Origin of the sequence: Defluviimonas sp. D31, assembly GCF_033436765.1 — a bacterium.
In the GTDB taxonomy this organism is placed as follows: Bacteria; Pseudomonadota; Alphaproteobacteria; order Rhodobacterales; family Rhodobacteraceae; genus Albidovulum.
In genome coordinates this window covers 18,345-38,988 of the sequence record NZ_JAWQFN010000015.1, presented here as the reverse complement: position 1 = coordinate 38,988, position 20,644 = coordinate 18,345, and the positions used below count along the sequence as shown (strand labels likewise).

Annotated in this window: 19 protein-coding genes; 4 read left to right on the top strand and 15 right to left on the bottom strand. The window is 67.0% G+C overall.

Translation table 11 applies throughout. From position 1 onward, the window contains the following. Positions 1-2: 2 nt before the first annotated feature. Genes R5H32_RS18520 through ccoG form a run of 3 tightly spaced genes read right to left on the bottom strand, consistent with a single transcriptional unit; the run spans position 3 to position 4,070 of the window. On the bottom strand, positions 3-2,186 hold the full coding sequence (locus R5H32_RS18520) for a heavy metal translocating P-type ATPase (protein WP_318340173.1): 2,184 nt from the start codon (positions 2,184-2,186) through the stop codon (positions 3-5). After that, positions 2,186-2,641, bottom strand: a complete 456-nt coding sequence (locus R5H32_RS18515) for a FixH family protein (RefSeq protein WP_318340172.1) — start codon at positions 2,639-2,641, stop codon at positions 2,186-2,188. Before R5H32_RS18515 ends, R5H32_RS18520 begins: the two co-directional genes overlap by 1 nt. 1 nt (position 2,642) lies before the next feature. Beyond that, positions 2,643-4,070 (bottom strand): cytochrome c oxidase accessory protein CcoG, encoded by a 1,428-nt coding sequence (ccoG, locus tag R5H32_RS18510; RefSeq protein WP_318340171.1) that lies wholly within the window; start codon positions 4,068-4,070, stop codon positions 2,643-2,645. A gap of 197 nt (positions 4,071-4,267) precedes the next feature. Here ccoG and R5H32_RS18505 point away from each other — a divergent pair, with 197 nt between their 5' ends. After that, positions 4,268-4,954 carry a DUF2270 domain-containing protein gene (locus tag R5H32_RS18505; RefSeq protein ID WP_318340170.1) on the top strand — a complete coding sequence of 229 codons (687 nt, stop codon included), beginning with the start codon at positions 4,268-4,270 and terminating at the stop codon, positions 4,952-4,954. Positions 4,955-5,129: 175 nt separating this feature from the next. Here R5H32_RS18505 and R5H32_RS18500 read toward each other — a convergent pair whose 3' ends face one another. From R5H32_RS18500 to ccoN, 5 genes are all read right to left on the bottom strand, one after another. Further along, positions 5,130-5,582 carry a universal stress protein gene (locus R5H32_RS18500; protein WP_318340169.1) on the bottom strand — a complete coding sequence of 151 codons (453 nt, stop codon included), beginning with the start codon at positions 5,580-5,582 and terminating at the stop codon, positions 5,130-5,132. Between the two features lie 335 nt (positions 5,583-5,917). Continuing rightward, on the bottom strand, positions 5,918-6,787 hold the full coding sequence (gene ccoP / locus R5H32_RS18495) for a cytochrome-c oxidase, cbb3-type subunit III (protein WP_318340168.1): 870 nt from the start codon (positions 6,785-6,787) through the stop codon (positions 5,918-5,920). Then, the gene (locus R5H32_RS18490) at positions 6,784-6,981 is read right to left on the bottom strand and encodes a cbb3-type cytochrome c oxidase subunit 3 (RefSeq protein WP_318340167.1); all 198 of its coding nucleotides are present in this window, start codon (positions 6,979-6,981) and stop codon (positions 6,784-6,786) included. The genes ccoP and R5H32_RS18490 overlap by 4 nt, the downstream gene beginning before the upstream one ends. 10 nt (positions 6,982-6,991) lie before the next feature. Beyond that, positions 6,992-7,717 carry a cytochrome-c oxidase, cbb3-type subunit II gene (gene ccoO / locus R5H32_RS18485; RefSeq protein WP_318340166.1) on the bottom strand — a complete coding sequence of 242 codons (726 nt, stop codon included), beginning with the start codon at positions 7,715-7,717 and terminating at the stop codon, positions 6,992-6,994. 14 nt (positions 7,718-7,731) lie between these two features. Next, entirely contained in the window at positions 7,732-9,333 is a 1,602-nt protein-coding gene (ccoN, locus tag R5H32_RS18480; protein WP_318340165.1) for a cytochrome-c oxidase, cbb3-type subunit I, read from the bottom strand. 209 nt (positions 9,334-9,542) lie between these two features. Here ccoN and R5H32_RS18475 point away from each other — a divergent pair, with 209 nt between their 5' ends. After that, entirely contained in the window at positions 9,543-10,382 is an 840-nt protein-coding gene (locus R5H32_RS18475; RefSeq protein WP_318340164.1) for a universal stress protein, read from the top strand. A 12-nt stretch (positions 10,383-10,394) separates the two neighbouring features. Here R5H32_RS18475 and R5H32_RS18470 read toward each other — a convergent pair whose 3' ends face one another. Both R5H32_RS18470 and R5H32_RS18465 read right to left on the bottom strand, forming a co-directional pair. Then, the gene (locus R5H32_RS18470) at positions 10,395-11,039 is read right to left on the bottom strand and encodes an MOSC domain-containing protein (protein ID WP_318340163.1); all 645 of its coding nucleotides are present in this window, start codon (positions 11,037-11,039) and stop codon (positions 10,395-10,397) included. Between the two features lie 29 nt (positions 11,040-11,068). Then, positions 11,069-12,631: a trimethylamine methyltransferase family protein gene (locus R5H32_RS18465; protein ID WP_318340162.1), complete on the bottom strand. Its 1,563-nt coding sequence runs from the start codon at positions 12,629-12,631 to the stop codon at positions 11,069-11,071. A 224-nt stretch (positions 12,632-12,855) separates the two neighbouring features. Here R5H32_RS18465 and R5H32_RS18460 point away from each other — a divergent pair, with 224 nt between their 5' ends. Continuing rightward, the gene (locus R5H32_RS18460; RefSeq protein WP_318340161.1) at positions 12,856-13,275 is read left to right on the top strand and encodes an ester cyclase; all 420 of its coding nucleotides are present in this window, start codon (positions 12,856-12,858) and stop codon (positions 13,273-13,275) included. A gap of 115 nt (positions 13,276-13,390) precedes the next feature. On the opposite strand, the gene fnrL is transcribed toward R5H32_RS18460, so the two are convergent. After that, a complete protein-coding gene (gene fnrL / locus R5H32_RS18455) occupies positions 13,391-14,137 on the bottom strand; it encodes a transcriptional regulator FnrL (protein WP_318340187.1) in 747 nt (248 codons plus the stop codon). Between the two features lie 58 nt (positions 14,138-14,195). Here fnrL and hemN point away from each other — a divergent pair, with 58 nt between their 5' ends. Continuing rightward, a complete protein-coding gene (gene hemN, locus R5H32_RS18450) occupies positions 14,196-15,551 on the top strand; it encodes an oxygen-independent coproporphyrinogen III oxidase (protein ID WP_318340160.1) in 1,356 nt (451 codons plus the stop codon). 56 nt (positions 15,552-15,607) lie between these two features. Here the strand turns inward: hemN and R5H32_RS18445 are convergent, their stop codons facing one another. From R5H32_RS18445 to R5H32_RS18430, 4 genes are read right to left on the bottom strand one after another with little or no spacing between them, the layout of a single operon-like run. Continuing rightward, on the bottom strand, positions 15,608-16,825 hold the full coding sequence (locus R5H32_RS18445; protein ID WP_318340159.1) for a glycosyltransferase: 1,218 nt from the start codon (positions 16,823-16,825) through the stop codon (positions 15,608-15,610). Beyond that, a complete protein-coding gene (locus tag R5H32_RS18440; RefSeq protein WP_318340158.1) occupies positions 16,822-18,429 on the bottom strand; it encodes an ABC transporter ATP-binding protein in 1,608 nt (535 codons plus the stop codon). Before R5H32_RS18440 ends, R5H32_RS18445 begins: the two co-directional genes overlap by 4 nt. Beyond that, on the bottom strand, positions 18,426-19,529 hold the full coding sequence (locus R5H32_RS18435) for an ABC transporter permease (RefSeq protein WP_318340157.1): 1,104 nt from the start codon (positions 19,527-19,529) through the stop codon (positions 18,426-18,428). The genes R5H32_RS18440 and R5H32_RS18435 overlap by 4 nt, the downstream gene beginning before the upstream one ends. Next, a complete protein-coding gene (locus R5H32_RS18430; RefSeq protein WP_318340156.1) occupies positions 19,529-20,614 on the bottom strand; it encodes a microcin C ABC transporter permease YejB in 1,086 nt (361 codons plus the stop codon). Before R5H32_RS18430 ends, R5H32_RS18435 begins: the two co-directional genes overlap by 1 nt. Between the last annotated feature and the right edge of the window lie 30 nt (positions 20,615-20,644).

Below are 20,644 nucleotides of genomic sequence, written 5' to 3'. Positions count from 1 at the left end.
CCTTACTTCAGGCGGAGCGCGTTCAGCGACACCGTGACCGAGGATGTGGACATGGCCAGGGCCGCGATCAAGGGCGTGGCGAGGCCGACGAGCGCCACCGGCACCGCCACGAGGTTGTAGGCGAGCGACAGCGCGAAGTTCTGCTTGATGCGGATCCGCGCCTGCGTGGCGATGCGGATCGCGTCGGCCAGCGGCGCGAGGTCCTGCCCCAGGAGCACGATGTCCGAGGCCACCCGCGCGGCGTCCAGCGCCGAGGCGGGCGAGATCGAGACATGGGCCGAGGCGAGCGCGGCAGTGTCGTTGAGCCCGTCGCCCACCATCACGACGCGTGCCCCCTCCCCGGTCAGCGCCGCGATGCGCGCAGCCTTGTCCTCGGGGCGCTGGCCAGCCTGCCAGTCCGCGATGCCGAGATCGGCCGCGAGACGGGCGACCGGAGCCTCGGTGTCGCCCGACAGGAGGATCACCCGCTTGCCCGCCGCCGTCAGCGCCGCCACTGCTTCGCCCGCACCAGGGCGCGGACGGTCGGTGAAGCCAAAGGCACGGGCCGGGCCCTCGCCGGCCGCAAGGTAGGTCGCGGTCCCGTCGGCGGGCGCGGACCCCACCCATTCGGCGCGGCCAAGCCGCACCGTGCGGCCGCCTTGCCGCCCCTCGACGCCGTAGCCCGGCACTTCACGGATGTCCGCAACCTTGGCCGGAACGATCTCAGCCTCCGCCAGCGCCGCGCTGAGGGCCCGCGACAGGGGGTGCGCCGAGGCGCCTGCGAGTGCCGCGGCAATCTCCAGATCGGCGCGGGAATGGGCGGCCAGGTCGACCGGCTCCGGCGCGCCCATGGTCAGCGTCCCGGTCTTGTCGAACACCACCGTATCGACCTCGGCCAGCCGTTCGAGCGCGGTGCCGTCCTTGATCAGGAAGCCCTTGCGGAAGAGCTTGCCCGAGGCCGAGGTCACCACCGCCGGCACCGCGAGCGCCAGCGCGCAGGGACAGGTGATGATCAGCACCGCCGCCGCGACGTTGACCGCGAGCCGGAGGTCGCCGGTCAGGTAGAACCACGTCGAGAAGGAGGCGAGCGCCATCAGGTGCACGACCGGCGAATAGGCCCGCGCCATGCGGTCGGCGAGCGAGGTGTAGCGGGTCTTGGCACTTTCGGCGACCGCGACCAGATCGGCCATGCGGTGAAGCGAGGTGTCGCGCCCCGCCGCGGTGACGCGCAAGGTCAGGGGCCCGGTGAGGTTCACTTCGCCGGCGCTGACCGCGCTCCCCTCGCCCGCCCAGACCGGCAGCGTCTCGCCGGTCAGGAGCGAGCGGTCGATCTCCGATGTGCCCGCGACGACGACCCCGTCCACCGGCATCCGCCCGCCGGGGCGCACCCGCACCAGATCGCCGACCGCGAGCTCGGCGATCGGCACCACGGTCTCGGCGCCATCGGTCAGCCGCGTCGCGCGCGGCACTTCGAGCGCGGTCAGCTCCTCGGCCGCCGACCGCGCCGCGGCGCGGCTGCGGTAGTCGAGATAGCGCCCCGCAAGGAGGAAGAAGCAGAGCGAGACGGCGGCGTCGAAATAGGCGTGATGACCGCCCGCGAAGGTCTCGTAGAGCGAGATCGACGAGGCGAGGATCAGCGCCAGCGAAATCGGCACATCCATCCCGAGACGGCGCGCCTTGAGCGACGCCCAGGCCGAGGCGAAGAAGGGCTGGCCGGAGAACGCAAGCGTCGGCAGCGCGATCGCGGCCGAGATCCAGTGAAAGAGATCGCGCGTCGCCGCCTCGGCGCCCGACCAGATGGCGACCGACAGGAGCATGATGTTCATCATCGCGAAGCCCGCGACTCCGAGCCGCATCAGGAGGTCGCGCCCCGCCTTGTCGGTCTCGGTCACCGACAGGAGGCCGGGATCGAGTTCGTGCGCGGGATAGCCGATCCCCTTCAGCGCGCCGATCAGGTCCTCGGCCGTGACCTCGGGCGCGGCGGCGACCGAGACCCGCTTCAAGGTCAGGTTCACCCGCGCCGACCGCACCCCCGGCAGCGCCGACAGGGTCCGCTCCACGTCCGAGATGCAGACCGCGCAATGCGCCGTCGGCAAGGAGAGCACGAGGCCCGCGTCCTTCGCCGCCCGCGCCTCGGCGATCCGTTCGGCGGCGGGCGCCGCGACACAGGCCGGACAGGCCGAGGCGGAGGGCGCGAGCGTGCTCATCAGCCCCTCACGAAGAGGTCGATGCGCTGGTGGAAGCGGGTGCCGTCCCTGGCGAAAGCCTCAAGAAGGATCATCCACTTGCCGGGGGCGAGATCGGCCTCGGCGACATAGTCGCCGTTCACCCAGCGGAACTCGGGCGTGATGTCGTTCGCGGATTCGGTCGTGCGCCCGACGGTGGCCGAAAGCCCCTCGACCCGCACCGGCAGACCGTCCGCGTCGCGGAAGGCGAGCCTGAGCTCGCCCGCCCCGTAGCTTTCGGTCAGCGTCCAGCCCAGCGCCTCCTGCGCCTTGCGCTCCGCGTCGAAGGTCTGGGAGGCGACATAGGAGTTCTTGACCTCCAGCCCGGGGAAGGTGCGCACCGCCTGCACCGCCATCACCACGTTCACGGCGATGATCACGCCAAAGGCGGCGGCGGTGATCAGGAACACCTTGCGGCCGGTCAGTTCGCGCTTCATCTCACTCGCCCTTCCCGTTGAACACGGTGTCGACATCGACCCGGTCGGTGCTCTTGCCATCGGCGATCCAGAGCCGGATGTCGGTCCGCTCCGCCTTCGCCCCAGAGGTTCCCGCCGGGGCGGTGATATAGAGCCGCTGGGTCAGGGTCGAATCCGCGGGCACCATAACCTCCAGGCTTTCGCCGCCTTCCAGCGCCAGCCGGAAGCGTGCATCCGCAGAGATGGATATCCGAAACGGCCGGTCCTCGCCATGCTTGTTGCGCAGGCGAAGCTCATAGCTGTTGCGGATCGCGCCGTCGGACATGGTGACGAAGAGCGGGTTGCGCTCCGGCGTGACGTTGACGTCGATCGGCGAGCGGATGAACAGGGCGACTACCATCGCGATGCCGATCGCCGACCAGAGCGTGGTGTAAAGGATCGTGCGCGGCCGGAAGATGTGCTTCCAGACATTCTTCGGATGGCCGCCCGCCCGCTCCGCCGTCTCGTCCTTGAGCGCCATGTAGCCGATCAGCCCGCGCGGTTTGCCGATCCGGTCCATCACCTCGTCGCAGGCGTCGATGCAGAGCGCGCATGTGATGCATTCGAGCTGCTGGCCGTTGCGGATGTCGATCCCCACCGGGCAGACATTGACGCAGGCCATGCAGTCGATGCAATCGCCCTGCTCGGGATCCTCCTCGCCCTTCTTGAGCTTGCCGCGCGGCTCGCCGCGCCACTCGCGATAGGCGACGAGCAGCGTGTCCTCGTCGATCATCGCCGACTGGATCCGCGGCCAGGGGCAGGCATAGATGCAGATCTGCTCGCGCGCGAAGCCGCCGAAGAAGAAGGTGGTGAGGGTCAGGACGGCCATCGTCGTATAGGCGATGGGATGCGCCTGCCCCGCCACGAGATCGCGGGCGAGCGTCGGCGCGTCGGTGAAGTAGAACACCCAGGCCCCGCCGGTCGCGAGCCCGATCAGGAGCCACAGCACCCACTTGGTCATCCTGAGCCGCAGCTTGCGCAGATCCCACTTCGCGTTCCAGAGCCGCACGCGGGCGTTGCGGTCGCCCTCGACCCAGCGTTCGACGAGGATGTAGAGGTCGGTCCAGACCGTCTGCGGGCAGGCATAGCCGCACCAGACCCGGCCGAGCGCCGAGGTGAAGAGAAAGAGCCCGAGCCCCGCCATGATCAGGAGCCCTGCGACGAAATAGAATTCGTCCGGCCAGATCTCGATCATGAAGAAGAAGAAGCGGCGGTTCGCGAGATCGACGAGCACCGCCTGGTCGGGCAGGTTCGGCCCCCGGTCCCAGCGCAGCAGCGGCGTGATGTAGTAGATCCCGAGGGTGATCGCCATGATCACCCATTTCAGGTTGCGGAACCGCCCGCTGACGCGCCTCGGAAAAACCGGCTCGTGCGCGGCATAAAGCGCGGGAGGGGTATCGCTGGAACTCATATTCGGATTCCCGGATTTGTCTGTTCGCGCGGCCCTCATAAGCAGTGAAGCGGAGCCGCAGCCTTGATATAGGTCAAAGGCTCCCGCTGCGATGCGGCGAATGCGCCGGGGCAACGTAGCACGAATCGGTGCCGCCGGGCTTGGAGATCGCAGCGGGATCGGGTTCAATCCTGCAGGGGCGGGATCCGGGGGAGCGAATGGCGGAAAAGCGCAAGGCGGCGGAGACGTCGGAATTCACGGCCGCCGAGATCGGCGCGATCGCCCATCTTTACCGCGCCGAGGTCTACCGCTCGACGATCTGGCGCACCCGGCTCGACACCACGACGAACTGGGCGGTGGTGACGCTCGGGGTGGCGCTGTCCATCTCCTTCTCCTCGCCCGGCGCCTCGCCGATCCCGCTTCTGATCGTCGGCGTCCTGATCCTGCTCTTCCTCGTGCTCGAGGCGCGGCGTTACCGCTATTTCAACGTCTGGCGCGCCCGCGCCCGCTGGCTCGAAAAACATTTCTACGCGCCGATGCTGACCGAGGACGGCGACCTGCACACCGAGCATAACTGGCACAGCGTGCTGGCCAACGACTACCTCCACCCGGCCTATCACATCGGCTTCATGACCGCCTTGGCCCGGCGGGTGCGGCGCAACTACCTTTGGATCCTCGCGATCCAGTCGCTGGCCTATGTCGGCAAGCTGGTGATCCACCCGGTGCCGGTGCAGAGCTTCGCCGGCTTCGTCAACCGCGCCGATATCGGGCCGATTCCGGGCGAACTGGTGCTGGCTTTCGGCGCTGTCTACTGCATCGCCGGTGCCGGGCTCGCGAACTGGGTGGTGCGGGCCGATGCGAAACGCGCCCGCGAACGGGGCGCGAAGGCGGAAGCGATGGGCTAGGCCGGAAAAAGTCAAGCACCGGAGCCCCCAGGAAACGCGCGAACAGGACGGGGCGCCGGTGCTTGGACTGGGGGTTATCTCCCAGTTCGCAGCCAATCTGCAGCGATTCCCGGCCCGCCACATTGACATAAATCAAGAGCGGAGCGATGGCCGGACCGCTCCGCCCCGGCCTGCGTCATTTGACCGTGAGAACCGGGCATTTCGACAGAAGCTCGACCCGGTGCGACACACCGCCGCGCAGCGTCGCCTCGATATTGCCGAGCCCGCGCGATCCGAGGACGATGATGTCGACCTTCTTCCGTCTGGCGATGTCGACGACTGTGCGGGCGACCGGTCCACTCTCGACCAGCTTTTCGACATCGGTCGCGCCCTTCTCGCGCGCGACGCCCTCAGCATGCGCGAGAAGGTCGCTCGACAGCAGCTTCATCGCCTCGTAGTCGGTCCCCTCGATATGCTCGAGCTCGGCGTATTTGCGCAGGGCGTCGGAAACCTTGGGCACTTGGCGCGGCTTCAGCACCGTCAGGATCAATAGCTTCGCCTTGCAAGCCGCCGCGATCGTGGCGGCATATTCCACCGCCTTCAGCGAATGGCCGGAGCCGTCGACGGCTACCAGAAGTTTCTCGATCATCCTCATACCTCCCTTGGCGCACATGAAACCCGCGGCGCGATGTCTGACAGTCGAAAAGAATCCCGACCGGGCCGCCGGCGAGAAGGGTNCCAGAAGTTTCTCGATCATCCTCATACCTCCCTTGGCGCACATGAAACCCGCGGCGCGATGTCTGACAGTCGAAAAGAATCCCGACCGGGCCGCCGGCGAGAAGGGTGCGGCGATGGCCGGCGGTGTCGTGCGCCGACCTTAGCGCAGGTCCGGCGCGTCCGTAAACGCCGGCGCCGAGGCGCGCGGCGGTGCGAAACGAAATGGGGGCCGCGGCCCCCATTCCCTTGCTTTTCGCCGCTCGCGACCTATTCGCCGCCGCCGCGGCTGTGGACCCAGGCGGACACGGCGCGGATCTCGGCTTCGCTCAGGCGGCCGGTCCAGCCCGGCATCACCCCGAAGCGGGCGTTGCTGACCGACTCCGTTAGTGCCGCGTGATCGCCTCCGTAAAGCCAGATCGCGTCGGTGAGGTTCGGCGCGCCCTGCGCCCGGTCGCCGGTGCCGTCCTCGGCATGGCAGCCCGCGCAGTTGTCGGCATAGACCGTCGCACCCTCGGCAGCGAGGCCCTCATCGGCCTCCTGGCCAGAGATCTTCAGGACGTGGTTCACGACCTGGTCGATCTGCTCGGGCTCCAGCAATTCATCGGTGCCGAAGCGCGGCATCTCCGAATAGCGGGCATCGGGGTCTTCGGTGTTGCGGATGCCGTGGCTGATCGTGGTGTGGATGTCCTCGATCGTGCCACCCCAGAGCCAGTCGTTGTCGAGAAGGTTCGGGTAGCCCACCGCCCCCGCCGCGCCCGAGCCGTGGCACTGCGCGCACCAGGTGCGGAAGATCGCGCCGCCGGCGTTCATCGTATAGTTCGTGAGCTCGGGATCGCTGGCGATCGCGTTCAGGTCGGCCGCGACGAGCTTCGCCTCGACCGGCGCGTTTGCCGCCTCGTAGCGCTCGATCTCGGCGGCGACGGCGGAGCGATTGTCGTAGCCCAGAATCCCCTGTGTCGCCTGCGTGACGAGCGGCCAGGCCGGGTAGGCGATGACATAACCGATGCCCCAGATGATCGTGGCGTAGAAGGTCCACAGCCACCAGCGCGGCATCGGGTTGTCCCACTCCTGAATGCCGTCCCATTCATGGCCGGTGGTTTCGGGATCGCCCTTTTGCTTGATCGGTTTTCTGCTCATTTCGAGGCCTCCTGCGCGGCGTCGTCGCCGGCCGCGGGTCTGTCTTCATGCCGGAACGGGATGTTGGCGATGTCGCGGTGCAGGCGGCGCGATCCAGGCCGGAAGGCCCAGACCACGACGCCGAGGAACACCGCGACGAGCGCGATGAGCGCCCAGCTGTCGGCGAAGTGCCTCAGTAGCGAATAGCTGTCCATGGCCTCCTCCTCAGCGGTTCGGGTCGGGCTGGAAGGTCGAGAAGTCGACCATCGTCCCCAGCACCTGCAGATAGGCGACGAGCGCGTCCATCTCGGAGATGCCACTCTGGCCGTCGAAGTTCGACACAGTGGCACCCGGATAGCGCTCCACGAGCCCCTCGGTATCGGCATCCGGATCGGCCTGCGCGGCGAAGTCCGCCTTTGCGAGCTCGATCATCTCCGATGTGTAGGGCACGCCGACCAGCGCGTCGGTCTTCAGCCGGTCCTCGATGTGCTTGGGCTCGATCAGCCGGTTCGACAGGAAGCCGTATTTCGGCATCACCGATTCCGGCACCACCGACTGCGGGTCGGTCAGGTGGTCGACATGCCACTCGTTCGAGTAGCGACCGCCGACCCGTGCCAGGTCCGGCCCGGTGCGCTTCGATCCCCACTGGAACGGATGGTCGTACATCGATTCCGCCGCGAGGCTGTAGTGCCCGTAACGCTCCACCTCGTCGCGCATCGGCCGGATCATCTGGCTGTGGCAGACATAGCAGCCCTCGCGGATGTAGATGTCGCGCCCGGTCAGCTCCAGCGGCGTGTAGGGCCGCACCCCTTCCACTTCCTCGATCGTGTTCTCGAGGTAGAAGAGCGGTGCGATCTCGACGATGCCGCCGATGGTGACGACCAGGAACGAGCCCACGAGCAGCAGCGTCGCGTTCTTTTCCAGTACCTTGTGCTTTTCCAGAATGGCCATGGTTCCGGCCTCCCTTATTCGGCCGGGACCGCGGCGCGGGCGCCGGCGATGGCCGGCTGCTTCGCGACGGTGGCCCAGAGGTTGTAGACCATGATGATCGCACCCGCGAGGTAGAGAACCCCGCCAAGGCCGCGCACCACATACATCGGGTACTTGGCGGCGACAGTGTCGGCGAAGGCGTTCACGAGGAAGCCCTGCGCGTCGACTTCACGCCACATCAGGCCTTCCATGATGCCGGTCACCCACATCGAGGCGGCGTAGAGCACGATGCCGATCGTGGCGAGCCAGAAGTGCCAGGAAACCAGCGTGAGCGAGTAGAGCCGCTCGCGGTTCCACAGCCGCGGCGTCAGGAAGTAGAGCGCGCCGAAGGTGATCATGCCGTTCCAGCCAAGTGCGCCGGAATGGACGTGGCCGATGGTCCAGTCGGTGTAGTGCGACAGCGAGTTCACCGCCTTGATCGACATCATCGGACCCTCGAAGGTCGACATGCCGTAGAAGCCGATCGAGACGACCATCATGCGGATGATCGGGTCGGTCCGGAGCTTGTCCCAGGCGCCCGAGAGCGTCATCAGGCCGTTGATCATGCCGCCCCAGGAGGGCATCCACAGGATGATCGAGAACACCATGCCGAGCGTCGAGGCCCAGTCCGGCAGCGCGGTGTAGTGCAGGTGGTGCGGACCGGCCCAGATGTAGAGGAAGATCAGCGCCCAGAAGTGGATGATCGAGAGCTTGTAGGAATAGACCGGGCGCTCGACCTGCTTGGGCACGAAGTAATACATCATGCCGAGGAAGCCCGCGGTCAGGAAGAAGCCCACCGCGTTGTGGCCGTACCACCACTGGGTCATCGCGTCCTGCACGCCAGAGAAGACCTGCACCGATTTCGAACCGAAGAGCGAGACCGGAATCGACATGTTGTTGACGAGATGCAGCATCGCCACGGTGACGATGAACGACAGAAGGAACCAGTTCGCCACGTAGATGTGGGGTTCCTTGCGCTTGATCAGGGTGCCGAGGAAGACCGCGAGGAAGGCGACCCAGACCACCGTCAGCCAGATGTCGACGTACCATTCCGGCTCGGCATATTCCTTCGACTGGGTGGCGCCGAGGATATAGCCGGTCGCGGCCAGCACGATGAAGAGCTGGTAGCCCCAGAACACGAACCAGGCGAGGTTGCCGCCCCAGAGGCGGGCGGCCGAGGTGCGCTGGACGATGTAGAACGACGACATGATCAGCGCGTTGCCCCCGAAGGCGAAGATCACCGCCGATGTGTGCAGCGGCCGAAGCTTGCCGAAATTCAGGTAACCATGCGTCAGGTCAGAGAAATTGAGTGCCGGATAGGCAAGCTGGAACGCGATCGTCACACCGACCAGGAATCCCACGACGCCCCAGAACGAGGTCGCGATCACGCCGGCGCGGATGACGCCGTCGCTGTACTCGTTGACCGGCGCGGGCCGGGGCTCGTCGATGCGGCGGAGCACCCAAATGAAGGTTATCGCGGCGGCGAGCATCACCGTCAGCGCGTTCACCATGTAAGCCAGGTCGTGCGCGTAGTTGGCCGCAATCGCGGCAAGTACCGCTATCGCGCCAAGCACGCCCAGTTTGATATAATCAAGCATCTCTGCGTTCCCTCGCAATGTCTTGTTGTCCGATTCGGCGGTGCCGCGGACCTTTTCTGACGGCCGGGTTGTGGCCCTTCGGGTGTAAGCGCCGCTTTGATCTGGGTCAATTCGCCACTGCGGCGCGCTTGATCCTTGTCAAAGCGCGACATTGACCTAGGCGACAAGATTTCGACTGACGCAGCCCTGGCGCTGGCAGGAGGAGCAGCATGGCCTACAAGTCGATACTCACGATCATCACTGACGCGAAAAGCGCGACATCTCAGGTCGATGCGGCCGTGGCGCTCGCCCGGCGCGAGGACGCCCATCTCGATGTGCTCTGCATCGGCGTCGACCAGACCCAGACCGGATACTACTACGCCGGCGCCACCGCGATCCTCACCCAGGAGGCCTACAACGAGGCCAGGGAAGAGGTCGCCCGCGCCGAAAAGGAGATCCGCGACCGGCTCGACGCCGAGGACATCCGCTGGGGCGTCGACACCGCCGTTGCACAAATCGGCGCGCTCGGCGGTCCGGTCGCGCTGCTTGCCCGCTTCTCCGATCTGGTCGTCCTGCAAAAGCCCTACGGGCCCGCGGGCAACCACGCCGCCGAGGCGATCCTTGAAGCCGCGCTCTTCGAGGGCAAGGCGCCGGTTCTCGTCCTGCCCGAGGGCATGTCGAACGTCGATTTCGGCACCCGGATCGCGCTCGCCTGGAACCAGAGCGACGAGGCGCTGACGGCGATGCGCGCCGCCCTTCCGCTCCTCAAGGCCGCGACGGCGGTCGACATCACCATCATCGACCCGCCAAGCCACGGTCCCGAGCGCTCCGATCCCGGCGGCATGCTCTCGCAGCTTCTGTCGCGCCACGGTATCCATGCCGAGGTCTCGGTGCTGGCCAAGACCCTGCCCAAGACCTCCGAGGTGCTGGCCCGCCATGTGCGCGACATCAACGCCGACATGGTGGTGATGGGCGCCTATGGCCATTCGCGCTTCCGCGAGGCTATCCTCGGCGGCACCACGCGCAACATGCTCGAACATGCCGAGGTGCCGGTGCTGATGGCGCACTGACCCCGCGCGGGGTCAGCCGAGCGCGGCGAGACGGGCAATGAACTCGTCGCGGAAGGCGGGGGCGAGCGCCGCGCAACCCGCCGCCCGGCGCAGCCCCGCGAGGTTGTTCCGGTCTAGGAAATAGAGCCTGTGCACCTCGGCGACGGTCGGGGCCGCCTCGTCCCAGTGCTCGGCGGCGATACGGTGGCCGGCCGCAACCTCGCCCTCCTCCACCACGCGGAGGTAGAAGCCGGTGCGCCCGCTCGCGACGCAGATCTTGATCGCCTCCCGCGATCCCATGCGCAGGCCGAACTTGAAGCAGGGCGAGCGCGGCTGCGAGACCTCGAGGAGCGCGCCGCCGATCCGGTATCGGTCGCCGATCCGCACCTCGTCCTCGCTCAGCCCGCGGGTGGTCAGGTTCTCGCCGAAATGGCCGAAGCCGAACGGACCGGGCCCGAAGCGTTCCTGGTAGAAGCCGTAATGCTCCACCGGAAAGGCATAGACCGCCTTGTGGACGCCGCCATGCACCGTCAGGTCCGCCTGCCGGTCACCGTCGACATTCAGCCGCCACACCCTCACCGGTCCCGCGACCGGCGCCTTCCAGATCCCGGTTTCGACCTCCTTGCCGTTATAGAGCGCCGGGCGCGGTTGCCCGACGCTGACCGCCAGCAGCTTCATACCGCTCTCCTTTCGCCGGGCTCACCGGCTCAGATCACCTCGACCGCCCCTGCATAGGCCGCGACGATATGCTCGTCGGCATGGGCGGCGAGGGCTGCGATCTCCTTGCGCTGGTCTTCAGACAGCACGCCCTTCTCCGGCGCCGCCGCGATCGCCGCCAGCGCCGCCTCGCGCGCCGCGTCGAAGGCGGTGCGGCGGCCCGACTTCTCGTAATCGTCCCGCCCCTGGCGCAGGAACACCTCGGGCTGGAGCTGGTCGCGGCAGGTCTCGATCGTATGCGCGCTGTCGAGGAAATGGCCGCCCTGGCGGATCCGCATCATCTCCTCCCAGTTCAGACTTTCCGCGTCGAGCGAGGGCTTGCGCAGGAAGCGCCGCATCATCGCCCCGACCTCGTTGTCGAGCACCGCCTGGACCGGGCTGAACACGGTGGCGCATTCAAGCTGCCCGACCCCGCCGAGGATGTCCGCGCCCGCCAGCGCCACCGTCTCGGTGACCAGCGCGCGTTCGGCCATCGACTGGTGATCGACGTCGGGCGTGTCCGAGCCGGACCCGTAGGTATGCGCCATCATGCCGAACCCCTGCTTCATCAGCTGGATCGACATGTTGGCGGCCTGCAGGGACTCGACGCAGGATTGCAGCGCCGATCCGGTGCGCATGTCGAGCGTGAACATCAGCGGCGTCGCGATCACCGGCGTGCCCGGTGCCAGTACATGGGCCATCACCGTCATGCCGACGATCTCGGCCGCCGCCATCACCGCCATCGACGCGGTCGACAGGGGCGCCGTGCCGCCCGAGGAGGGCAGCGAACAGGCATGGAGCGGCACCCCGTACTTGCCCGCCTGGATGATCACATGGGTGTCCATGTACTTGAATTCCAAGGGCGTGAACGAGCAGGTGATGACGCTGGTGATCGGGTTGGCGCGCAGCTCCGCCTCGCCCCCCGCCGCGATCGCGGCGATCTTCATCAGGTAGTCGACGTTCTCCCACTGGTAGGGCTGCATCCAGACATGCTTGTCGGTGCGCGCGATGAGCCGCCCGTAGCTGTGGATGTCGGCGGTCTTCTCCGGCACGCCGTGGACGAAGGGATGGGCGATGAAGCCGACCTCGTCCAGCGTGTTGGCCACCGCCGCGATCTCGCTCACCGCGGAGAGGTCCATGTTGCGATACTTGGTGTCGCGTGGATCGACATAGCCATGCGCGCCGGTCCCGGTGCGCATCACGAAGCCGCCGTCCGGCCGCGGCAGCACCAGATCGAGGCCGCGCTTCTTGCCAGCGAGCCGCGCCGCCTTCGGCGTGGCGGCAAGCGCCTCGGCGATGAGTTCCCGTGGCAGCCGCAGCCGGTCGGCCCCCGTCCCCTCGCGCGCCCCGGCTTTGATCAGCCGCGCCCGCGCCTCGGGATGCAGGACGACGACGCCGTAGTCGGAGAGCAGCTCCACCACCCGCGCCTTGAGGATGTCGAGATCGCCGCCATCGAGAAAGCCGAACCGCACCCGCGCCGCGCCCGTCTCGTCAAACCGGAACGCGTTCGCCGCGCTGGTCTGCCGCACCGGCCGCTCGCGACGGGCCGCACGGCGGGTTGTTCTGTGCTCCATAAGTACCTCCTTGGGACAGAGATAGTTACGGCACACACCGATTAGGCTGACTGCCTGCCGACTTCAGCTGCCGCGACGGTAGCAGAGGCCATGACGTCCGGCAAAGGATTTGGCGATGCCCGGATCCGGTGTCGGTTCGGTTTGAGCCCAATGGGGACTTTCCGTTGGATTGATCAACGCAGACCGCTACTCTCTTCATGCACACTCGCAGGAAGGTGATCGACATGCATCCTACCGAAAAGGTCGTTCGGCAATTCCACGAATCGTGGGACATGCGCGATCCCGAACGCGGCGTTGCGGTAATTGCGGAGGACTGCCAGTTCGAGGACGTTGCCCGAGGCGAGAGCCAGATCGGGCCCGAGGGATATCGAATGGACTACGAGCGCTGGCGGCGAGCGTTTCCCGATGGAGAGGTGAAAGTCACAAACGTGGTCGTCGACGGAGATCGGGCAGTGGTCGAGTTCGTCAATCGCGGAACCCATACCGGACCGCTTGAATCATCGCTCGGGACGTTTGCGCCGAGTGGTCGGCGGCAAGAGACGCGCTACTGCAGCGTGATGCGGGTCAAGGATGGAAAGGTGGTCGAAGGTCGAGACTACTACGACGCGGCAACGATTGCGCGTCAGCTCGGGCTAGTGTCGTGACCCCGCCTTCTCGATACTCTCGGGCTGGTCTTCCCGGACGTGTCTGAACACCGGCTTTGTCCGCGCGGCGGATGGAGACAATTTTGCGAGATCTCCCAAGATCTCGACGCTTCGCTCAGACGACGAGTCCGCCATCGGAATCGTCCCCGGCCTCCTCCATCAAACGGTCGAAATTCGGAATCGTGACGTGGCGCTTGCCCGACAACTCGATGATCCCGTCGCGTTTCAGCGCCGAGATCTGCCGGCTCACCGTCTCCAGCGTCAGGCCGAGGTAATCGGCCATCGCCTCGCGCGTCAGCGGCAGGTCGAAGACGATCCGGCCGCGCGGCGCGCGCAGGTGCAGCGAGGCCTCGCGCCGCCCGACGATCGCCAGAAGGCTCGCGATCTTCTCGCGCGCGGTCTTGCGGCCGAGGATCAGCATCCATTCCCGCGCCGCATCGAGCTCGTCCAGCGTCATTTCCAGAAGCCGCTGGCCGATATGAGGGGTGCGGCCCATCAGCTCCTCGAACGGCTTCTTGCGAAAGCAGCACATCAGGAGGTCGGTGGTGGCGATCACGTTGTAGGGCGCGGTGTCGCGTCCCGGCCGGCCGACGAAATCAGACGGGAAGAGGAGCCCCACCGCCTGGGTGCGGCCGTCCTCCAGCACCTGGGTCAGCGTCGCCACGCCGGTGACCACCGAGGCCACGAAATCCATCCGGTCGCCCGACCAGATCAGCGTCTGGCCCGCCTCGAAGCTGCGGTAGAACTTGATCGCGTCCAGCGACGCGAGTTCGTCCGACTCGCAGCGCGCGCAGACCGCCCGGTGGCGAATGGGGCAGTCGCCGCATTTCGGCGCAGAGAGAGGGGCTTCGTGAAGGGACATCTGCATTCTTTGATCTGGGTCAAGGTCCGGTTTTGTGGCGGCCACTAACGCTAGGCTCATGACAGCTGAATCGCAACTCACGCGGCTCGGGCTTTTTGACGCGCGCGTACCGCGTTATACGAGCTATCCGACCGCTCCGCACTTCAATTCCTCCACCGGTCCCGAAGATTTTCGGAACTGGATCAATGCGATCCCCGAAGGGTCGCGGATTTCGCTCTACTTGCATGTGCCGTTCTGCCGACGCCTTTGCTGGTTCTGCGCCTGCCGCACGCAAGGAACGGCCTCGGACGAGCCGGTACGGGCCTATGTCGAGGTGCTGAAGGCCGAGCTGCGGCTCCTGCAGGCAGAGCTGCCCGCCGGCGTCACGCTCTCGCGGCTGCACTGGGGCGGCGGCACGCCGACGCTGCTCGCGCCCGACCTGATGCGCGACCTCGCCCGGACGGTGTTCGACGTGGTGCCGATGGGCTATGGCGCCGAGTTTTCGGTCGAGATCGACCCGAACGAGATCGACGACGCAAGGCTCGACGCGCTGGCCGAGGCGGGGATGAACCGCGCCTCGATCGGGGTCCAGGACTTCGACCCCGACATCCAGAAAGCGATCGGCCGCGACCAGAGCTTCGAGGTCACGAAGCTCGCGGCCGACAAGCTCCGCGCCCGCGGCATCCGCTCGCTCAACGCCGACATCCTCTTCGGCCTGCCGAACCAGACCCGCGCGCGCATCTCCGATTCGGTGCAAAAGCTCTTGTCGCTCGGCCCCGACCGGGTGGCGCTCTACGGTTATGCCCATGTTCCCTGGATGGCGCGGCGGCAGGTGATGATCCCCTCCGACAGCCTGCCCCGCCCCGAGGAGCGGCTGCGCCTGTTCGAGACCGCGCGCGACCTCTTCGTCGCCGACGGCTATGACGAGATCGGGATCGACCATTTCGCGCTGCCAACCGACGGGCTCGCCATCGCCGCGCGCGAGGGGCGGCTCCGGCGCAACTTCCAGGGCTATACCGACGACCTCGCACCGGCGCTGATCGGGCTCGGCGCCTCGTCGATCTCGCGCTTCCCGCAAGGCTACGCCCAGAACGCGCCCTCCACCTCGGCCCATACCAAGGCGATCCGCGAGGGCCGGTTCTCGACCGCGAAAGGCCATGCCTTCGCCGGCCAGGACAAGCTCCGGGCGCGGATGATCGAGGCGCTGATGTGCGACTTCCGCATCGACAGCGCCGAGATGAGGGCTAGCTTCGCCGTCAGCGACGCCGAGCTGCAGGAGATGTACGCGCTCGCCGCGCGCGAGTTCGGCGGCATGGTCACGGTCGACGCCGCGGGCCTCGCGATCCCCGAGAAGGGGCGGCCGCTTACCCGGATGATCGCGCGCTGTTTCGACGCCTACGACCTCTCGAAGGCCGGCCACAGCCCGGCGGTTTGAGCCACGCGCCGCCGCACCGCCGAAACCCAGATTTTTCGCCGAAAAATCGCGCCCCGTCAGCCCTGCGCCCGGCCCTCGACGAAGGCGATCAGCCGCGGCAGGCAGACCGACTTCAGGTCGTATCCCTCGACGACCGTCCGCCGCGCCGCCGCTCTCAGATCGGCATCCCGCGCCGGATCGGCGAGTGCGGCGATCAGCGCCCGCGACCAGCCCGCAACGTCGAAGAACTCCACGAGCCGCCCGTTCCCGCCGTCGCGGATCACCTCCTCGACCGGTGGCGTACGCGAGCCCACGACCAGCGCCCCGGCGCTCATCGCCTCGAGCATCGACCATGACAGCACGAAGGGATAGCTCAGATAGGCATGGACCCGCGTCACCTGCATCAGCGCGAGAAACTGCCGGTAGGGCACCTGGCCGAGGAAATGGACCCGCGCGAGGTCGATAGAGGGCCCGAGCTCGTCGAGGAAGCGGCGCTTCCAGCTCTGTCCCGGTCTCGGTGCGGGGCCGTAGCTCTGGCCCTCGCCGCCGACGATCACCACCTCCGCCTCGGGTCGCGCCTCCAGCACCGCCGGCAGCGCGCGCAGGAAGACATGGATGCCGCGGTAGGGTTCGAGATTGCGGCTGACGAAGCTCACGACCTCGTCGCCCGGCTTGAGCACCTTCCCGCCCGGCAGCTCGAGCCGTGCCGAGGGATCGGGCCGCACCCTTTCGGTGTCGATCCCGTCATGGATCACCGTGGTCTTCGCCCGGACATGGTCCGGCAGCGTCGAGGCCTGCCAGGCGGTCGGCGCGAGCGCCGCGTCGGCATCTTCTAGCGCCATCAGCAGATGCGCCCTGCGGCTGGCGGTGCCGAGCCGAGGTCCGAGGCCGGTGCGCCGGAACTCCGGGTCGAAATCGGTGTCGAGGCCACGGCTGTGATAGTAGAACTCGGCATAGGTCAGGTGCCGAGCCTCCGGCCAAACCTCGCGAAGATACATCGTCTCGCCCCAGCCGCCGTGGCCGAAGACCACGTCGGGCACGAATCCGCGCGTCTCCGACAACTGGGCGCAGGCCCGCGCGACCGTCGCGCCGCGCTCGGCCGCCTCGGCATAGCTCCGCGCTAGTCCCTGCAGCGCGACCTCGGGCGGGGTCCGGTAACGGACGGTCGGCACCGGCGACGGGCGCTGGTTTCCCTCCGCCGTCAGCGCCAACACTTCGTGCCCGCGCGCCGCGAGTGCGGGGGCGAGATGCAGGAACTGGCCGGGAAAGTTCTGGTGGACGAAGAGGATCTTCATGCGCTGGCGCTGGCAAGGGCATGGCCGAACGCCGCCGCCATCAGCTCGCGGGTGTACTCCGTCTTCGGCGCCTCGAAGACCGCCTCGCCCGCCCCCGACTCGACGACATCGCCCGCCTTCATCACGATCACCTTGTGCGCCAGCGCCCTGACCACGCGCAGATCGTGGCTGATGAAGAGATAGGCGAGCCCGTAGCGGCGCTGGAGGTCGCGCAGAAGCTCCACGATCTGCACCTGCACCGTCATGTCGAGCGCCGAGGTCGGCTCGTCCAGCACCACCACCTTCGGCCGCAGGATCATCGCCCGGGCGATCGCGATCCGCTGCCGCTGGCCGCCGGAAAACTCGTGCGGATAGCGTTCCATCATCGCCGGGTCGAGCCCGACCTCTTCCATGATCTCCGCCACCATCTCGCGCCGGTTGCGGCCCTTTTCGACGCCGTGCACCGTCAGCCCCTCGGCGATGATCTGCTCGCAGGTCATCCGCGGCGACAGGCTGCCATAGGGGTCCTGGAACACGATCTGCATGTCGCGGCGGAGCTTCCTGAGCTCGCGCGGCCGCCAGGTCGAAATGTCCTTGCCGAGATAGACGATCGGTCCTTCGCTCTCGATCAGCCGCATGATTCCCAAGGCGAGCGTGGTCTTGCCAGACCCGCTCTCGCCGACGATGCCGAGCGTCTCGCCCGCGCGGACCGAGATCGTCGCGGCATTGACCGCCTTCACATGGCCGACGGTGCGCCGCATGAGCCCGCGCTTGATCGGGAACCAGACCCTGAGATCCTCGGTCCGCACGATCTCCTCGGCGCCCTCGGGAACCGGGTCGGGCCGGCCCTTGGGCTCGGCCGCCAGAAGCTTCTTCGTGTAGGGATGCTGCGGATTGGCGAAGATCTCCGCCACCGGCCCCTGCTCGACGATCTCGCCGCCCTGCATCACGCAGACCCGGTCGGCGATGCGCCGCACGATGCCGAGATCGTGGCTGATGAAGAGAAGCGACAGCCCCACGCGCTCCTTCAGCTCCGCCAGGAGGTCGAGGATCTGCGCCTGGATCGTCACGTCCAACGCGGTCGTCGGCTCGTCGGCGATCAAGAGTTCCGGCCCGTTGGCAAGCGCCATCGCGATCATCACCCGCTGGCGCTGGCCGCCCGAGAGCTGGTGCGGGTAATCCTGCAGCCGGCTTGCCGCATCGCGGATGCCGACCTCGTCGAGAAGCTCCACCACCCGCGCCCGCGCCGCCGCCCCGGTCAGCCCCTGGTGCAGCGCGATGCTTTCGCCAAGCTGCCGCTCGATCGTGTGCAAGGGGTTGAGCGAGGTCATCGGCTCCTGGAAGATGAAGCTGATGTCGTTGCCGCGCACATCGCGCAGCACGTCCTCCGACGCGCCGATCATCTCGCGGCCGAGATAGGTGACCGAGCCCGCGACCTCGGCATTGCCGCCGAGAAGCGCAACGGAGGCCAGCGCGGTCACCGACTTGCCCGAGCCGCTTTCGCCGACCAGCGCGACGGTCTCGCCCTTGGCGACCGAAAAGCTCACGCCCTTCACCGCGTGGATGATCCGCCCGTCCTGGCGGAAATCGACCGTCAGGTCGCGGAAGTCGAGCACCGTCGTCATTTGAAGGTCTTCCGGGGATCGAAGGCATCGCGCACGCCTTCGAAGATGAAGACCAGAAGCGAGAGCATGATGGCGAAGGTGAAGAAGGCCGAGAAGCCGAGCCACGGCGCCTGCAGGTTCGACTTGCCCTGTAGCGCCAGTTCCCCGAGCGAGGGCAGCGACGACGGCAGGCCGTAGCCGAGGTAGTCGAGTGCCGCGAGCCCGCCGATCGCGCCGGTGACGATGAACGGCAGGAGCGTCAGCGTCGCCACCATCGCGTTCGGCAGGATGTGGCGGAACATGATCACCCTATCCGCGACGCCGAGCGCGCGGGCGGCGCGGACATATTCGAAGTTCCGCGCCCGCAGGAACTCGGCCCTGACCACGCCGACGAGCGCGGGCCAGCCGAAGAGGATCGTCACGAAGACCAGCAGCCCGAAGCTGCGCCCGAGGATCGCGAAGAGGATGATGATGACGTAAAGGCCGGGCGTCGATCCCCAGATCTCCAGGAGCCGCTGGAAGGTGAGGTCGACCCAGCCGCCGAAATAGCCTTGCACCGCGCCCGCGGCGATGCCGATGAGGCTGGAGATCGTCGTCACGATCAGCGTGAAGAGGATCGAGAGCCGGAAGCCGTAGATGATCCGCGCCAGCACGTCGCGCGAGGTGTCGTCGGTGCCAAGCCAGTGGTCGGCATCGGGCGCCGAGGGCGCGGTGCCGACGTTGTTGATCGTGTTGTAGCTGAAGGGGATCGGCGGCCAGAGGATCCAGCCCGTCTCGATCGCCTCGCCCGCCAGGTCTCCGTCGGCGGCGTCTTCGATTACGCCCTCGGGGTCGTCGAAACACTCCTCGCGCCCGCCGGTCTTGATCAGGCACTGGACCTCAGGCTCGCGGTAGACCGCCTCGGTGCGGAAATCGCCGCCGAAGGCGGTCTCGGGGTAGAACTTGTAGATCGGGAAGTGAAGCTGGCCACGATAGCTCACGAGGATCGGCTTGTCATTGGCGATGACCTCGGCCACGAGCGAGAGCACGAAGAGGACGAGGAAGATCCACAGCGACCAGAACGCCCGGCGGTTGGCCTTGAAGTTGCGCCAGCGGCGCTGGTTGAGGGGGGACAGCCGCATCAGCCGGCCCGCTTCTCGAAGTCGATCCGGGGATCGACGAGGACATAGGTGAGGTCCGACAGGAGCCCGATCAGGAGGCCGAGGAGACCGAAGACATAGAGCGTGCCGAAGACCACCGGATAATCGCGCGCCACCGCCGCCTCGTAGCCAAGCCGCCCGAGCCCGTCGAGCGAGAAGATCGTCTCGATCAGGAGCCCGCCGCCGAAGAGGACCGCGATGAAGAGGCCGGGAAAGCCCGCGATCACGATCAGCATCGCGTTGCGGAAGACATGGCCGTAAAGCACACGCCCCTCGCTCAGGCCCTTGGCCTTGGCGGTCAGGACATATTGCTTGTTGATCTCGTCGAGGAAGGAGTTCTTGGTCAGGAGCGTCAGCGTCGCGAAGCTCGATATGGTGGAGGCCACGACCGGCAGGGTGATGTGCCAGAAATAGTCGGCGATCTTGCCGATCAGGCTCAGGTCTTCCCAGTTGTCCGAGGTGAGGCCGCGCAGCGGGAAGATCCGCCAGTAGCTCCCGCCCGCGAACAGCACGATGAGAAGCACCGCGAAAAGGAAGCCCGGAATCGCGTAGGCGACGATGATGGTGCCCGACGTCCAGGTGTCGAACTTCGACCCGTCCCTGACCGCCTTGCGGATACCGAGCGGAATCGAGATCAGGTAGGCCAAGAGCGTCGACCAGAGCCCGAGCGTGATCGAGACCGGCATCTTCTCGATCACCAGGTCGACCACGGAAATCTTGCGGAAATAGCTCTCGCCGAAGTCGAAGACGAGATAGTCGCCGATCATCTTGAAGAAGCGCTCATGCGCCGGCCGGTCGAGCCCGAACTGCTGCTCCAGTTCCTTGATGAACTCGGGCGGCAGGCCGCGCGCGCCGAGATAGCGTTCGTCGCCGCCGATCTGCTCCTGCTGGCCGGTGTCGCCGCCGCCGGCGATGTTGCGGAACACATCGCCCTCGCCCTCGAGCCGGGCGATGATCTGTTCGACCGGGCCGCCGGGCACGAACTGCGTCAGCGTGAAGTTGATCAGCATGATCCCGAACAGGGTCGGAATCATCAACAGCAGTCTTCGCAGGATATAGGCGCCCATCGGCCGGTCTGCTCTTTCCCTTGGGCCGCG